Below are 17,117 nucleotides of genomic sequence, written 5' to 3'. Positions count from 1 at the left end.
AATAGAATAAGGCCGCCAAGGCGGCCTATTCGTTATTTTTGTGTTGGATCGAATGTGTAATCCCCACCAAGATATTGTTCAGAAAGTTTTTTCAACGTACCGTCAGCACGCATTTCTTTCATCGTTTTATCGATTTTTTCGTTTACTTGTTTCATGTCATCTGTACGTTTAGACAAGAAATAAGTTGGTACTACTGCCAATACATCGCCTACGGCTTTGAGTGGTAAGCCACGATCCTTAATAGCAGAGTTAATTACGTATTCGTACTCACCTGCTGCATCGGCACGACCGGTAGCAACGAGGTTCAATGTTTCGGCACCGGCTTTATCTGTATAGATCACTTCAATTTGCGGATTCGCTGTTTCGTTGAATTGTTTTACTAATTCGTTGAACTCAGAGGATGTGGTAACGGCAATTTTTTTGCCTTTCAAATCATCTAATTTAGAGATGTCGTTGCGGTCGTTTTTCACCACTAATTTACGTGTAGAGTAGTTGTTAACTTCGTTAGTGTAATAGTATTTCGCCTCACGAGTTGGATTGCGACGCATTTGGTTCGCAATCATGTCAACTTGGCCTGCATCCATCGCTACGAAGGCAGCATCAACGGCCATTGGTTTGAAGTTGAAGTGAAGATCCGGATTACGACGCTCAATTTCTTTCAACAACTCTACGTCAAAACCTGTAAGGTTGCCGTTATCATCTGTGTAGGAATAAGGACGAACTGTACCACGTGTAGCTACGTTAACCACTTTAGCATCTGGATTCACCTTTGTTTCTTTAGATGTATCATCACCGCAACCAGCCACAACAAGCACGCCTAGTGCCAATGCGCTGATGGCGAACAATTTCGTTAATTTCTTAGTATTAAACATGTAAAACTCCTTCTTTTCGCAATGTTTGCAAGAATGACTCTACCTTATCTATATTGGTAAAAGCCTCAATAACTCTATCTATTTGGTCAGCCTCCAAGGTGAGGCCTAATTTAATGCATATATCCTCCATAGTAAGAGGATTCTTCGGCGATCCTTTAGGATTATTTACCGTTTCTGTAAAAGTATCTCCATTTTTCAATGTAATGGTTACTTTCGTAATCCGCTCCGTTTGAGATACCTTCGGTAAATCATAAACACGCTCAATTCGTGACATATAGTCTCGTACTGATGAGTCTATGATATCTATCTTAAACAACTCGTCCTGTACCTCCCCATAAGCGAAGACTTGGTACACGACATACTCAATGGAAAACTGCCCTTCTCGACCTGTTTTTGGCGATGTATAACGCAAGGCCGCATCAGCACCAGGTGGAAAATGAACAGTCACTCTATCTATATCCTTCCAAAGGGAGAAATCGGGGGTGGCACATAATCTACATTGATCTTGTTCCTCTGTATCTGGTGAAAGGTAGTTATGTTTAGACACATACGAAGAAGATGTATATAGTCTATGTGCCACGGTTTCAGCTGCTTCAGCGCCACAAATGGCTGCCGAGCAATAAGGGTGGACTTTCATCCACAAACCAGGATCAATAAGTTGCCCTGGTGCTAACCAACGGCTAGCGATGTCATTTGATGTAACGGTAATATTACCGATTGTTTTAAACCAACCCCGTTCAGGGTCAAACGGTTTTGTACTTGTTTGAAGTGATGTATATTGCAACAGTTCGTAAGCCCACACACCATTGCGTGCTGCCAGTCCCGCATGGAGCGGCTTACCATCTGTACCACTTTGAAAGAACATGCCCGCCGATTGAGTAGCAGCCAAAGACAGGAGCTGAGCCAAGCTTTCACCATGAAGGCCTCGCAAAGCGCCTATAGCGGCCGCCGCCCCAATGACACCAACGGTCCCCGTAGAATGCCATCCTTGGGTCCGATGTTCAGGATTGATAAGGAAACCAATAATCCCCTCTAGCTCGGCACCGATGATATAAGCACGAAGGAAATCGTGCCATGTATCTGTCGGCTCGAGCACTGCCAATAAAGCAGAATATAAAACAGTACTGAAATGACCCGCCAAGTTCGCCTGGGCATCATCAAAATCTAGATAATGCGAAGCAAAGCCATAATACAAAGCCTTATCAGCTTTAGATACATTCTCTATTGCTAAGCCAGTATTGCCCTCTGATATAACCTTACCACTCAAAACACTGGAGTTCATGTCCCGGCTAACATCCGAGCTTATAGATGACTTAGCCCCTATAAAGCGAGCTAAGTCTTGAACGGCTTGTTCGTTCTCTGCTGGTGCTAAGGATGCCAGATAATCTAGGAAGGCAATACGAGCCACTGACAGGAGGTCTTCACGGTTCGTCACATTCGTTTGTTCTATGTAGTTCACAATCGTCTGTGTTACAGAATCCATAAAGTCTCCCTTTCAGTTATCTATAATTAAATATATATCGATTGATTCGTCAGTAATGTATCAGATTTCATAGTAAAAGATTTACTAAATACAGTTCAGACAACATATAAATTTACTGCCGTTTTTATTTACCAAATTTTTCAGCCCGATCATTCGGTTCTAACCAAATGGAGTCGTCTGGACCTTTTGGAACAAGGCGCGGTAGATCTTCAAATGGTGTATGGTCTACATAGTAGAAACGTTTACGCATAGAATCGAAGTCTGTTGTACCGCCGAATGCTGGATTAGAATACAAGTCCTTCGCATAGTTCCATAGGTTTGGATAGTCTACGAGACGTTTTTTATTCACCAAGTATTTTTGGTAGAATACGAGGTCAAAGCGCGCCAATGTTGGGAAAATACGAACATCTGAATCGGTAATCGTATCGCCCATCAAGTAACGTTGCTTGCTGAGGCGTTCTTCAAGCCAGTCCAAGCGAGCAAAGATACGGTCATAGTAGTACTCGTAATCTTTTTGGTTTGTTACGAGAGCTGCCAAGTTTACCGCTAAGTTAAAATCAGCGTAGATAATAACGTTCAACGCATCGATATCGGCACGTAATTCCTCTGGATAAATATCTGGTGCCTCAGGAGAGATGAAATCTTTAAAGCTCAATGCTAATTCCGTTGTTAACGCATGGTAGTCGTTGTTTACTACGGCACCAGTCGTAACATCTACAATGGCTGGTACCGTGGAACGTGCGTCATAGTTAGGATCACCTTTGCGATAGGCTTCACCTAAGGAGTGAATGCCTAATACAGGGTCTTTCTCATCCTTATCAAGGGTGAAGAACCAATCTGCAATAACACCTGCTGGACGCAATGGATCAACTGTACCTTTAGAGATTACCTTATCTAGACCGAGCAAATCGATGGCGATAGCAATGCGATGGGCCCAAGGACAATGCTTAGACCATACAAGGCGGTAACGATCTTTTTCTACAGGTAAAAACCCTGGTTCACTGCCAAAAGGTGTTGTGAATTGAGGCTCTTCACTATCAGAATATTTTTGACGACGGTTAAAATTCGATGCATCTTTACCTTCATACTCCTTTTGCTCCCCTTGAGAACGAGGGTTACTAGATTGAAACTCAGAAAAATCGATGGGGCAAGGATTCATGGCGCGTTGGAACTCAACTTCTTTTCGAGCTGCCGCAATGGTAGGATCCTTGATTTTACTTACATCTACGTGTTCACTCATTCTATACTCCTTATAGAGATCATCCCCATTAGCTTTATTCCACTTTTCATGGTGAAAGCTTCTGTGATATCCCTCAATTATTCCTACTAACTCAATATGATTATAAGCCCATATTACATTATATAAATACCTATGCCAATAGTAGGTATTTATATTTTATAATGATTATTAAAAATAAAAAGCTCGAGTTATATCGTTTCTAGATATAACTCGAGCTTTATTTAGATTATGTGTATTAAATAAACACTTACACTGGTAAGATTTTTATTCGTGAGGTGTTGTATAGTTAATATCTTGTGCCTTGTAGCTTTCACCATAAGCTAATACGTGAACGATGGTTTCCAATGTGGCACGTACAGTTTCAACAGCCATACTGGGTTGATTTGGTTTATCCACCACTTGGGATGGCAAGTATGGAATGTGCATGAAGCCCGCCTTAATATTGCTTTTTTGTGCTGCATAATGACACACGCCATACATCAAGTGATTGCATACAAAGGTACCAGCTGTATTAGAAACCTTTGCAGGAATGCCATTTTGATGCAATGCGTTAACAATGTTTTTAATTGGCAACGTTGCAAAATAGGCACTAGGACCATCGGCTACAACAGGTTCATCTTCAGGTTGGTTGCCTCCATTGTCCGGAATGCGGAAGTCATCGCAGTTAATAGCAACACGTTCCACTGTAATATCTGGGCGACCCCCTGCTTGACCTACACAGAGAATGAAATCTGGTTGGCACTCTTCAGCCGCCGCTTTTACAGTATCAACAGATTTATAACGAATAGTAGGAACCATTTGAGTCACTACCTTGTAGTCACCATCAGTATAACCATCCATTGTTTTTACCGCTTCCCAAGCGGGATTAATAGGTTCACCGCCGAATGGATCAAAGCCGGTAATTAAAATTGTTTTCATCACACTACCTCATAACAATATCTTATGGTTCATTAGAATAATCAAACATGATACATAATCTTAGAAGGATATATCATATAGTTTCATAAGCATATCGTACTTTCACAAAAGGGTTAAATAAAGTAATACATTAATAGAATATTTAATACAAGCATAATTAATGCAATTGGAAGTTGTGCTTTAATAACGCCGTATTGATCGCGCATTTCAAGGAGTGCTACCGGTACAATATTAAAGTTGGCCGCCATAGGTGTCATCAATGTACCGCAATAGCCCGCAAGCATTGCAATAGCACCGACAGCTGCTGGGTTAGCACCATGAGCTACAACGAGCATTGGGATACCGATGGCACTTGTAATCATTGCAAATGCGGCAAACGCGTTACCCATAATCATTGTAAAGATAACCATACCGATGCAGTAAGCCACAACAACGAGGAATACATTATCTGCTGGTACTACACTTGCGACTGCACTGGAGATAAGTTTACCAACGCCAGCCAAATTAAATAGATACCCAAGAGCCGCTAATAACTGGGACAAAATAGCAGTCCAACTGATAGCATCGATAAGTCGACGGCCTTCATGGAAACCTTGGTTAAGTTCGCCCTTTGTAATATAAAGAGCAGCACACATAGCGATGATTGCGGCAATACCTAGACCAACAAGAGCGCCTAACTTAGTAAAGAAACCAATGAAGAATGTAATAATACCAACAAGTAACGCTGGTACGAAGATAACATTACCAATACGAACAGCTTCGCCTTTTTTGAATTCGATAGAAGATTCAAAGTAATGGCCTTTGCCGAGTTGTTTTACTAATACGATAGCTGCCATAGCAATTACAAGCCAGCCATTAATTTCCTTGGAGAGATAAGAACCAAAGATAAAGGATATGCTATATAAGAGCCAAAATAAGCCTGTACCAATGCGATATTTATGTTCTTTATCTAAAAATGATTGAATAGCAAAGATAAATAGAATAATCCCTACGAGAAGATATACATAATCTAAGGGCTGCATTTTATAGAGTATTTCTAACATATTATTCAGCCTCCTTCTTCAATTCTTCTGGTGTAACAAGAATATTTAACTCATTAGGTACTAATTTACCAGCTTTCATATCCGCTTCGTCACGAGCTACAGAGGCTTGAATTGTTTTATCAAAGATAATAAAACGAATGAAGTTAACAATATATGCACAAATAGCAGTTGGCAATCCGTACAATACCATATCTGTTAACTCTACAGAATAACCTAATTGTTCCATAACGCCTTTGATGAGTAATAACCCACCAGCAGCAAGGAATAAGTTTTGACCGAAGAAGTTACCTATATTATCCGCAGAAGCAGCTACACCACGCACCTTATCAAGCGTACGTTGAGATACTGGACGACCTTGAGCTACCGCAGCTTCACTCATAGGAGCGATTAATGGACGAACCATGGCAACCATACCAGACATGTTAATACCAAAAGCTACTGTTACTTGGCGCACAAATAAATAAATCATAAAGATACGCCCTGCAGTAGCAGCGTTGATCTTGCCAATCAAAATTTCTGCCCGTTCACGTAAGCCGTGACGTTCCATAAGACCAATAACAGGTAAAATCAAAATAAATAATGACATATAACGATTTTTAACAAAGGCCTCCCCAATAGCACCAACAATATCATTGATACTGAGACCACCTGCAAGGCCCGTTACAAAACCTGCGGCTACGACAACTAACAAGGCATTAAAGCGTAGCATTAGACCGATGACCATCACTAAAATACCTGACAAAATCAACATATGGACACATCCTTTCTACAAATCATCCATAACACATATAACCATAAAGATACGTTATATGTATATATTATATACTGAATAGTCATAATCTTACACAAAAAAATACCTTGTATCTAAATTTAGTGAATGTCCCTGATCTGCGATCAGAGCATAAAACACTCAAATAGAGTACAAGGTAATTTACGTAATTAATTTAATTCTTTCTTAAATAATATAGTTGTATGCTGTTTTCCTCTAAAATGAACCTTATCATACGCCGTAAACCCAAAGGATTCATACATTTTAGGCAACCACGGATGCTCCTTAGCCGTTCCTAATGTAACAATATGTGTTTTAAACTGTTCTTTTAAAAGCTCCTCTGCATAGCCCAAGACTTCCCGTGCATATCCTTTGCCTTTGAAAGCTGGTGCCGTTACAAAATGAGCAATATGCGGATATTTATCCGGCGTTGAGTATTTCACCCAAGGCATACAAAACGTAATAGAACTAACTAATTGCCCATCAATATACAAGCCGTATACAGGATAATTTTCAATCCATTCCTTAGATTCCTCTTCCGTAAAATCAATGGCATCGAAGCTAATGGGATAGTCTTTTATAGCTGCGTAACCGTCGATTAATACCTTATGATATTCTGCTGTGTCTGCTACTGTTAATTGTCTAAATTCTTTCATGGTCTTTCCCTCATGTCTATATCTTTATTCACAAACTATGTATATTAATTCACTCTGTGAAAGTAATTATACACCTATATGTATTTATTTGCAATATATTTACATAAACATTATATAAAATCATAATATCTATAAAGGAAATCTTATATGCAATAATGTAATATATACACCACCCCTCAACCATAATAAGTATCAAATAAATTAAAGGTCCAAATTCTCAACCGAAAGAGTGTTTGTATAAAAATAAACACAATACAATTAAAATCTCAATCAAAAACTCTATTTTCTCTAACCGTGATTGACGTATTTTTATAAAATAAGCACAATATCACAAACAAAAAGATTTAGACAAAAAAACAGGATGTATCAAAAGATACATCCTGTTTTGAGCTTTTACAATCTCTAGAGAAAGTTAACCCTATTGATTATTGTATATACGGGAACCGTATACGTCACGTTCGTTTTTAGGTTCGTTGTTAACGCGAACACGTTCAGTTTTATGACGATCGTTATCATCACCAGAAATACGGTCAACACGGAAGTGGTTAAGACGGATATTTTGTAATTCAGGACCGAATTCATTCAATGCACGTTTCATGTTTTCGTCAATAGGAGCACCATTTTGAAGTGCACGATACAACATTGTAGCGAATTCGTAACGAGTCATCTTAACATCGCCTTTGAATGTGCCATCAGGGTAGCCAACAAGGATACCATTACCAGCCAATTGGCTAATATATTGGTAAGCCCAGTGGTTGCGAGGAACGTCTGGGAATTCAGCAGTTTTGCTTGGATCAATTGCATGTGGAGTCAAGATTTGTAACAAGTTGTTATATTTGTTTTCCATATCTTGAAGACGTGCGTTCAATTCAGCAATTTCACGCCCCATAGCTACGCGGGAACGGGATTCAGGGGAACGTTTACCAAGACGAATAGATACACCCGCGTTCAATTGAGTTTCGCCAGTACCTACAGTACCACCAACAGAGAACATTGTATCTTCGTTAGGGCGGTAGAATGCACCCAACGCAGCGGAGTTAGCATTATGGTAGTGACCATAGCCAGCAGCAATTGTCCATTTATCATCTGGGTTGAAATCCAATGGGTGCAATGCAGCCAATGCAGCGGAACCTGCACCTACTTTGTTAACCCGTCTTTCAACAGTGCCAACACGATTAGTCAAGTTCTTAATATTGTTATTAATTTGACCAGGTGTGGAATTGTTGATTTGTGTTTGTAAATCATTAGCTACGGAATATAATTGGCTACCGTTTACAGCATCTGTAGATGTAGCGGAGATTTCCCCAGCCGCAACATTTTTAATTTGACGTTCAGCACCAGCTTTACCTACGGACACGGAACCATTAGCTGCAGAGCCTACGCCAGCAAAGCCACCGAAGGTATGACCAGCGATGGTTGCACTACTTTGTGCTGTAGCTTCGCTTGTAGTGGAACCTGTACCTAAAGCGATAGAGTTTAAGTGTGTTGCATTTGCATGATCACCAATTGCAAGAGCATGGTCAGCTGCAGCATTTGCATCAGAACCAAACGCATTAGAACGCACGTTAGTTGCCTGTGCACCAGCGCCAAATGCTTGAGCATGATCACCAGATGCAAGGGCTGAGGAACCCATAGCAACAGAATGATTATTGGTTGCTTGTGCGCTAGAACCAATCGCATTAGATTTATAGCCAGATGCTAACGCTTCATAGCCAATAGCTTGTGAGCGAACTTCGGAAGCCTTTGCACGTGTACCAATAGCAGTAGACCATGTACGTTGTGCTTCAGCAGAATGACCAATAGCAATAGATTCATTCATCAACGCTTTGGAAGAATTACCCATTGCTAATGCAGAGGTGCCTGCTGCAGTGTTATTAACACCAATAGCGACAGAATTACTTTTCCAGTCACCAGTTTTCTTTGTAGCATCATCTGGCTCATTTTCGTAATCACGATCACGGAAGTTTGCATCAGATTCTTTTACAGTATTACCGCTACCATACGCAACTGCATTATTAGCACCTGTAACAACATTAGTGTTGTCCATTACAACAGAAGCAGCGTCTGCCGGATTAACATTCGCACCAACAGCAGTGACAGCAGCCAATACAGCAAACGCTAATTTTTTGGAATGTTTCATTTCTCTCATCTTACACCCTCACTAAATTAAAAAATCATCCAAATTACAATACAATTTTTCATTCTCTCTATGTTCCGTCTCTCACCTCGGTCTGAACAGGTGAATATTCTAAATTAGCATAAAGAAATACCCCTATATCAGTTTAAGAAAAATTTATATTGTCGATTACCCGCATAGCATATCAAAGTTTTACGATATACACAACCCTTTTTTCTAACACAAATTAAATTAACAAGTTTTTATACCTATCAGAATCTGCTTTATTCCTAGCTTTATAGTGAAATAAATTTTACTCATTATTTTCCCTTATGAGTTAAATTTTTCGCAACTTTGTAAACTTTTCTCATGTAACAAACTGTATAACTTATAAATAAATAACCACCTTATAAGTACGAAAAATATACCTTTTACCCTTATTACACCTCATTCACACTTAATTCATGAATTATATGTGAATTAAGCTATTTTGTATATTTAATCAAAAGCTTTTCATTTTATTATAATTTTATATTTCTATAGTAGCAGTATCTATCAATGCAAATCAATGCTCAAAAAGACAATAACGAGAATGTTATGAGAATAAACATGACAAATATGATTTATATTGACCAATATTTTATGTATATGATCAAAGAAAGAAAGCCCCTACTCTTCATGAAGATAGGGGCTTTATAACAAGAATCTTTCTTTATTATATGTAATTATACTAATAATGCACTTACAAGTGCTTCTGCTTTATTAAAGTCGGATTCTTCGGGGTTCCAGTTACATTTGATTTCAGGCTCTACTACAGAGAATCCGTATTTAGTCAACTCTTCACGGAGTACCTTTGTAGATTCACCAGACCAGCCATAGGTACCAAATACAGCAGCCTTTTTATTTTTGAATTTCAACTCACGCAAGAAATCAAGCCAACCAGCTACGGAAGATAATACGCTATTACCTACTGTTGGGGACCCTACAGCAATAGCTTTAGACTTAAAGACTTCTGTCATGATGTCATTTTTATTGGTTTTACTAATATTGAAAATCTTAACACGTGTATCAGGGGATTGTTTCGCAATTTCTTCAGCAATCTTATGTGCCAACTTCTTGGTGCCGTCCCACATAGTGTCGTATACAATTGTGATTTGATCCTCTTGGTACGCTTGCGACCATTCATAGTATTTTTCTACAATTTGCATTGGATTTTCACGCCAAATCGCGCCATGACTAGTCGCTATGATATCGATTGGCAAGTTAAGCTTTTGAATTTCTTCAACTTTAGCTTTTACCAATGGAGAAAACGGATTTAAGATATTAGCGTAATACTTCATTGCCTCTTCCCATAGACGGCATTGATCGGCCTTATCTGCCCATAATTCCTCTACAGCGAAATGTTGACCAAATGCATCGTTGGAGAACAAGATATTATCCCCTGTCATGTACGTCGCCATGGAATCAGGCCAGTGGAGCATGCGCATTTCCACAAACACCAAGGATTTACCGTTCCCAATATCTACAGAGTCCCCTGTTTTAACAGTTTTAAAATTCCATTCAGGGTGATGATATTGTCCAACCAAGGACTTAACAGCATTTTCTGTACAATAAATAGGCGTATTAGGGATTTTTTCCATCAATGCAGGCAAGGAACCGCTGTGATCCACTTCGCCGTGGTTACATACGATGAAATCAATCGTATTCAAATCAATTTCAGATTCCAAATTATCAATGAACTCAGAGGAATGAGGTTTCCATACAGTATCGATGAGGACCGTCTTCTCCTCTTCAATCAAATAGGCATTTTGGCTAGATCCATTATTAATGGTGTAATCAGAGCCGTGAAATTCTTGCAATTCCCAGTCGATTTTACCAACCCATGATACGTTGTTTTTAATGTGCTTTCTCATAATAACCTCCATGTTCTGTGAAAGTAAATATACTCACCTCATATCTTTTAATGAGTCTATAAAGGCCCACAGATGAGAGAAGCAACTTTCACCGGTATTCCCCAATATATGGCCCCATGTTGTATCAATGAATACAACATAAATCGGTCATTAGTTATGGTTTTATTATAATCATATCGCATAATTAAGTCTGTATCTGTAGGTACAGATTTGAGAATTATTATAAAAACCACTCATAGGTAATCACATGCCGTACATTAGTACACATCGATTTCCCATGAGTGGTTACGAGTATATGTAATTATATGATTATTTATTACCCGATTTAGATAGTCCAGGGATAGCTTTATAGATATATAATGCAATATATCCATCAACCAAGCTATGAACGATGGTACCGCCACCTACAAGAACAAATACAACGTAGATGAGATCAATGTTTGGCATCGTAGTGGTAGTATAGAACAATAGGCATGCTAGTACCTCACCAATAGCGTGAACGATAGCACAAGCAAGGTTAAACGCAACAAAGGATAGAGCCCCTGTTAATACGCCTGGATGATGTTTAATATAGTAAGCCCCCATCAAGGCAAAGATGATATGAGATGCAGCACGCATAACGATAACAAGTGGGAACCCTGCTACAAAGAAGCCGAGCGTAGAACCTATCACGACACAAGCTGCCATCTTTCTAGATAAGAACATAGCTAAGAATATAGGAACATGACTCGCCAATGTATACGATGCCGGTGGAATCACAACTTTCAAAGGCATCACGATAGGAATCATGATGGCTAGTGCCATCAATAAAGCAGTAATGGTTAAATTTCGATACATCGAAGAATTCATAAAGGCCTCCTTAAAGAATATTTTGCCATACATCTACCAATATAGCACTCTAATATATGAAGAACAACTACGTATACCGCTAGTGTCCTACAAAAAAAGAGAGGGCCTTACAACCTTCTCTTTTTTAATTGGACAAATATATTATAATACCTATATCTTAACGCTTATAATACGATTTTAAAAATGACGTAACTCACGTTAATACCTTTCAGGAATCTTAATTCATTACTTTTATAAACGTTCAATTACGGCTTGCGCCATTTCTGTTGTACCTACTCGTTTCAACCCTTCGCGGTAGATATCGCCAGTGCGGTAACCATCAACGAGCACTTGTTCTACAGCACTTTCAATAGCGTCAGCCACTTGAGGTAAATCAAGGGAATGACGACACATCATCGCAGCGGACAAGATTGTCCCCAACGGATTTGCCAAGTTTTGGCCCATGATGTCCGGTGCGGATCCGTGGATTGGCTCGTACAATGCAGTACCGGTACCCATGGATGCAGATGGTAAAAGCCCGATAGAACCAGAGATAACAGCACCTTCGTCGGACAAGATATCGCCAAATAAGTTCGTTGTAACGATAACGTCAAACTGTGCAGGATTTACAACGAGCTGCATCGCGGTGTTATCTACATAAAGGTAATCTGTTGCAATATCTGGATTGGCAGCAGCTTTCTCTTGCGCAATTTTGCGCCACAAGCGAGAAGACGCCAATACATTTGCTTTATCTACGGATACAACCTTTTTGTTGCGTTTACGAGCTGTTTCCATAGCGATGTCCATGATGCGCTCTACTTCATAACGGCTGTACGTTTCTTTATCCCAAGCGAACTCGTTAGCACCTTCACCTTGTGCCTCTTCCCGTTCACCGAAATAAATACCACCAGTTAACTCACGAACGATAACGAAATCTACATCTTGTACTAGTTCCTTTTTAAGTGGAGAATACTCTTGCAAGGATGGATAGATTTTTACAGGACGCAAGTTACAGAATAAACCAAGTTCCTTACGAAGACCTAGAATTGCTTTCTCAGGACGGATAGAAGGATCGACATTATCCCATTTAGGACCGCCTACAGCACCGAGCAATACAGCATCAGCCGCTTTACAAGCCTCAATCGTATTCTCAGTCAAAGGCACGCCATACGCATCAATAGACGCACCGCCCGCTTTTTTATCAATCCAATTAACCTTTATACCGGCTTTCTCAAAAGCCACATCGCACACAGCCTTCGCGGCCGCAATAATCTCAGTACCGATACCATCACCAGGAATCAATACGATACTCTTTTCGCTCATATTACCTCTCCATATAGTAAATGCTCATAGATGAACCACAAACTCATCTTTCTTTATTCCACTGTTAGAAATCTATATAGTCAGTGTCGAGCCTTCACACTCCCAAGAGCCGAATGCTCGTCGAAAACGACTTTGGCCCTGCGGAGGCCGCAGGCCGAAGTCAGACCTGGCCAGTGGAGGCTTGAGACGAGTGTTCGGCTCGCCCCTATTTACGGTTTTTAGCAAAACTTACAAGACCACCAGCTGCCGCAATATCTTGAATGAATTGTGGCAACTCAGTCCCTTGGTATTGTTCGTTTTTCGTCAAGTTGTACACGATACCTTTAGACAAGTCTACGCCGATTGCATCACCTGCATCGATACGATCAACTTGTTCACCAATTTCCACAACTGGTAAACCGATGTTGATAGCATTACGGAAGAAGATACGTGCAAAGGAGTGTGCTATGATAACAGGCACGCCTTTGGCTTTGATAACGCCTGGGGCATGTTCACGAGATGAACCACAACCAAAGTTTTTACCAGCTACCATGATCTCGCCAGCTTTCACATTAGGAGCGAACGTCGTATCAATATCTTCCATCGCATGTTCAGCCAATTCGTTCCAATCGGCAATTGCCAAGTAACGAGCCGGAATAATTACGTCTGTATCTACATCATCGCCGTAGCGCCAGATTTTTTTGCTTTCAAAATCCATATTAAACCTCCTCAGGGCCTGCAATGCGGCCTAATACAGCACTTGCTGCCGCCACGTATGGGCTTGCCAAGTATACCTCAGAATCAACGTGACCCATACGACCACGGAAGTTACGGTTTGTAGTGGAAACGGTACGTTCCCCTTCAGCCATAATTCCCATGTAACCACCTAGGCATGGACCACATGTTGGCGTGGACACAGCACAGTCAGCTTGAATGAAGATATCTAAAAGGCCATCTTTCATAGCTTGGTCGTACACATCTTGGGATCCAGGGATTACGATGCAACGAACAAATGGAGCCACCTTGCGGCCTTTGAAGATTTTTGCAGCTGCTACCAAGTCTTCATAACGGCCATTTGTACAGGAACCGATGATAACTTGGTCAATCTTGATATCTTTGTCAATTTCGTTGATGTAATGCGTGTTGGATGGCAAATGAGGGAATGCTACCACTGGTTGCAATTTGGACAAGTCGATTGTAATAGTTTGAGCATATACCGCATCAGCATCTGGAGCAATTGGTTCAACAGGACGATTTACGCGACCTTTGATGTATTCTTCAGTAATTGCATCGTAAGGGAATACGCCACATTTACCGCCCGCTTCGATAGCCATATTACAAATTGTAAGACGGTCAGCCATAGTCATATGTTGTACGCCTTCGCCAGCGAATTCAAGAGCCATGTAACGAGCACCATCTACGCCGATTTTACCGATTAAATCAAGGATTACGTCTTTACCAGTTACCCATTTGTTAGGTTTGCCGATAAGCTCAACCTTAATTGTTTCAGGTACTTTGAACCAAGTTTTACCTTCTGCCATAGCAACGCCCGCATCAGTGGAGCCTACGCCTGTGGAGAATGCATTTACCGCACCATATGTACAAGTGTGGGAGTCAGCACCGATCATCATTTCGCCAGGACCGATAAGGCCTTTTTCTGGCAAAATAACGTGCTCGATACCCATTCTACCGACTTCAAAGTAGTTTGTAATGCCATGTTCGCGTACGAAATCACGCATGACTTTCGCTTGTGTAGCGGATTGAATATCTTTGTTTGGTGTGAAATGGTCAGGCACCAAGTAGATTTTATGACGGTCAAATACAGGTTTCCCGATTTTTAAGAACTCTTTACGCGCCGGTGGGAATGTGATGTCGTTCATCAATACCGCATCCAACTGACATTCGATGATTTGTCCCGGTTTAACGACATCAAGACCCGCATGGCGAGCCATATTCTTTTCAGTAATGGTCATACCCATATTATTCTTCCTCCTGTTGTTCTAGCTCCATAGCTAGGAATACTGAGTTTACTGCATTAATATATGCATTTACACTTGATTTAACGATATCGGTACTGATACCACGACCATGGTACAAGCGACCGTTATATTCTACCTTGAGAGTTGCTTCCCCAAGGGCATCTTTACCGGCTGTTATAGCGCGGATTTGGTAATCTTTCAAGCTGATTGGCAAGCCAACCACACGTTCAACCGCTTTAAGGGACGCATCTACCGGACCGTCACCTACGGCAGCATCCGCTCTTTCACCTTCTGGAGTCATGAGACGAACGTCGGCGTATGCGTAGCCTTTTTCACCCAATTTGTAGTATTGAGCCACGAGCTCGAATGCTTTTTTGTGGTGAAGATTATCTACAACAAGGGCTACGATATCATCATCGTATACTTGTTTCTTACGGTCAGCCAATTCTTTGAATTTAGCGAAGAGGTCGTTGATTTTCTCTTCTGTGAAAGATTGGAAACCAAGTTTTGCCAAGTGATCAGCAAAGGCATGACGGCCAGAGTGTTTACCCAATACGAGGTCTGTTTTTTCAGCCCCTACGGACTCAGGAGTCATGATTTCATACGTTTCAGGATTGCTCATCATGCCATGTTGATGAATACCAGACTCATGAGCAAAGGCGTTAGAACCCACGATTGGTTTATTTGGAGGAACTACAACCCCTGTTAAACGGCTCACGAGTTTAGATACTTTCGTAAATTGTTTTGTATCAATATTTACTTGAAGATCACCGAAGTAATCATGGCGTGTTTTAAGAGCCATTACCACTTCTTCAATCGCTACGTTACCAGCCCGTTCGCCTAGGCCATTAATTGTGCCTTCTACTTGGCGTGCACCTGCTTTAATAGCAGCTAACGTATTTGCATTAGCAAGACCTAAGTCGTCATGGCAGTGAACAGAGATAATTGCATTTTCAATGCCTGGTGTATGTTCTTTAATATAGCGGATTTTATCACCGAACTCATTAGGGTTCATGTAACCTACTGTGTCTGGTACATTAATAATTGTTGCACCACCAGCAATGGCAACACCAAATACTTGGCATGCGAAATCTAAATCAGAGCGTGCCGCATCTTCACCAGAGAACTCGATTTCATCGACCTTACCTTTTGCATATGCCAATACGGACTTAACCTTATCCAATACCTCTTGGCGAGTCATTTTTAATTTATATTCCATATGAAGTTCGGAAATAGCAATGAATACATGCAAACGGCTACGTTCCGCATCTTTCAATGCATCAATCGCTTTTTGTACGTCCTTTTCATTAGCACGTGCCAACGCACAAATTGTTGCGCCTTTCACTTCGCGTGCAATCGTTTGTACTGCTTCAAAATCTCCAGGGGATGCTGCTGGGAAGCCAGCCTCGATTACATCGATGCCGAGGCGTACTAGGCCTTTCGCAATTTCAATTTTTTCAGGAGTTTGTAAAGATACACCTGGTGTTTGTTCCCCATCACGAAGGGTTGTATCGAAGAAATATACGCGATTCTGTTCCATAATAGCCACCTTTTCTATCCTCATAAAACATAACACTTTATTATATCTATCCATAGTGAAAGTTTGTAAAATCGCCAATGTCGACACCATATATAATCTGTGACTTACTAGACTTTCACAAATAAAAAAGCCCCTCAGAACAACTGTCGTTGCTCAAAGGGGCGTTATATTCATAACACGGTACCACCCTAATTGGGACTCGTTTCGGGTATAACGGAACCACCGTCAATGACTACTGCTGTATTCGCCATCAAAGCTCACGGGAGAGTGTCAGCGTACAACCTCTATTGCCTCACACCGGCCGGCAACTCTCTGAAAGCAGGATTTGTAAACCTTTATACCCGTTCATCGCTTGATTTAAGATATAAAAGTATTATACGGTATTCTATAGAACTGTGTCAACAGGATGGACATGTGAGTTTTGTGAAAGCACAGTTTTATCGTTACAATTTGACATT

At 40.6% G+C, this 17,117-nt stretch carries 14 protein-coding genes and 1 other annotated feature; all 14 genes read right to left on the bottom strand.

All coding sequences use genetic code 11. The annotated features are described in order from the left end of the window. Window positions 1-32: 32 nt before the first annotated feature. Window positions 33-872, bottom strand: a complete 840-nt coding sequence (locus ACLRYO_RS06410) for a transporter substrate-binding domain-containing protein (RefSeq protein WP_105086819.1) — start codon at window positions 870-872, stop codon at window positions 33-35. Further along, window positions 865-2,355 (bottom strand): MmgE/PrpD family protein, encoded by a 1,491-nt coding sequence (locus ACLRYO_RS06405; RefSeq protein ID WP_105086818.1) that lies wholly within the window; start codon window positions 2,353-2,355, stop codon window positions 865-867. Before ACLRYO_RS06405 ends, ACLRYO_RS06410 begins: the two co-directional genes overlap by 8 nt. Window positions 2,356-2,479: 124 nt before the next feature. Continuing rightward, entirely contained in the window at window positions 2,480-3,595 is a 1,116-nt protein-coding gene (locus tag ACLRYO_RS06400) for a glutathione S-transferase C-terminal domain-containing protein (protein WP_105086817.1), read from the bottom strand. A 264-nt stretch (window positions 3,596-3,859) separates the two neighbouring features. Then, window positions 3,860-4,513, bottom strand: coding sequence for a pyroglutamyl-peptidase I (gene pcp / locus ACLRYO_RS06395; RefSeq protein ID WP_105086816.1), 654 nt, complete (start codon window positions 4,511-4,513; stop codon window positions 3,860-3,862). A 113-nt stretch (window positions 4,514-4,626) separates the two neighbouring features. Continuing rightward, a complete protein-coding gene (locus ACLRYO_RS06390) occupies window positions 4,627-5,556 on the bottom strand; it encodes a DUF979 domain-containing protein (RefSeq protein ID WP_413084773.1) in 930 nt (309 codons plus the stop codon). Window position 5,557: 1 nt separating this feature from the next. Beyond that, on the bottom strand, window positions 5,558-6,307 hold the full coding sequence (locus tag ACLRYO_RS06385) for a DUF969 domain-containing protein (RefSeq protein WP_105086814.1): 750 nt from the start codon (window positions 6,305-6,307) through the stop codon (window positions 5,558-5,560). A 188-nt stretch (window positions 6,308-6,495) separates the two neighbouring features. After that, window positions 6,496-6,981, bottom strand: a complete 486-nt coding sequence (locus tag ACLRYO_RS06380; protein ID WP_004694271.1) for a GNAT family N-acetyltransferase — start codon at window positions 6,979-6,981, stop codon at window positions 6,496-6,498. 418 nt (window positions 6,982-7,399) lie between these two features. Next, window positions 7,400-9,130, bottom strand: a complete 1,731-nt coding sequence (locus tag ACLRYO_RS06375) for an S-layer homology domain-containing protein (RefSeq protein WP_077707926.1) — start codon at window positions 9,128-9,130, stop codon at window positions 7,400-7,402. 692 nt (window positions 9,131-9,822) lie between these two features. Further along, a complete protein-coding gene (locus ACLRYO_RS06370) occupies window positions 9,823-11,010 on the bottom strand; it encodes a flavodoxin domain-containing protein (RefSeq protein WP_120055924.1) in 1,188 nt (395 codons plus the stop codon). A gap of 309 nt (window positions 11,011-11,319) precedes the next feature. Further along, window positions 11,320-11,859 carry a hypothetical protein gene (locus ACLRYO_RS06365; protein ID WP_012863703.1) on the bottom strand — a complete coding sequence of 180 codons (540 nt, stop codon included), beginning with the start codon at window positions 11,857-11,859 and terminating at the stop codon, window positions 11,320-11,322. Window positions 11,860-12,090: 231 nt separating this feature from the next. Further along, on the bottom strand, window positions 12,091-13,161 hold the full coding sequence (leuB, locus tag ACLRYO_RS06360; RefSeq protein WP_413084772.1) for a 3-isopropylmalate dehydrogenase: 1,071 nt from the start codon (window positions 13,159-13,161) through the stop codon (window positions 12,091-12,093). A 205-nt stretch (window positions 13,162-13,366) separates the two neighbouring features. Then, on the bottom strand, window positions 13,367-13,858 hold the full coding sequence (locus ACLRYO_RS06355) for a 3-isopropylmalate dehydratase small subunit (protein WP_008603290.1): 492 nt from the start codon (window positions 13,856-13,858) through the stop codon (window positions 13,367-13,369). Between the two features lies 1 nt (window position 13,859). Then, on the bottom strand, window positions 13,860-15,119 hold the full coding sequence (gene leuC, locus ACLRYO_RS06350) for a 3-isopropylmalate dehydratase large subunit (protein ID WP_413084771.1): 1,260 nt from the start codon (window positions 15,117-15,119) through the stop codon (window positions 13,860-13,862). A gap of 1 nt (window position 15,120) precedes the next feature. Then, on the bottom strand, window positions 15,121-16,659 hold the full coding sequence (locus ACLRYO_RS06345; protein WP_413084770.1) for a 2-isopropylmalate synthase: 1,539 nt from the start codon (window positions 16,657-16,659) through the stop codon (window positions 15,121-15,123). A 154-nt stretch (window positions 16,660-16,813) separates the two neighbouring features. Continuing rightward, window positions 16,814-17,017, bottom strand: a binding site (T-box leader). Window positions 17,018-17,117: the final 100 nt, after the last annotated feature.

The sequence above is a fragment of the Veillonella parvula genome, assembly GCF_047241225.1.
Lineage (GTDB): Bacteria > Bacillota > Negativicutes > Veillonellales > Veillonellaceae > Veillonella > Veillonella parvula_O.
The sequence above is the reverse complement of the archived record's forward strand: the minus strand, read 5'-3'. Positions and strand labels throughout refer to the sequence as shown.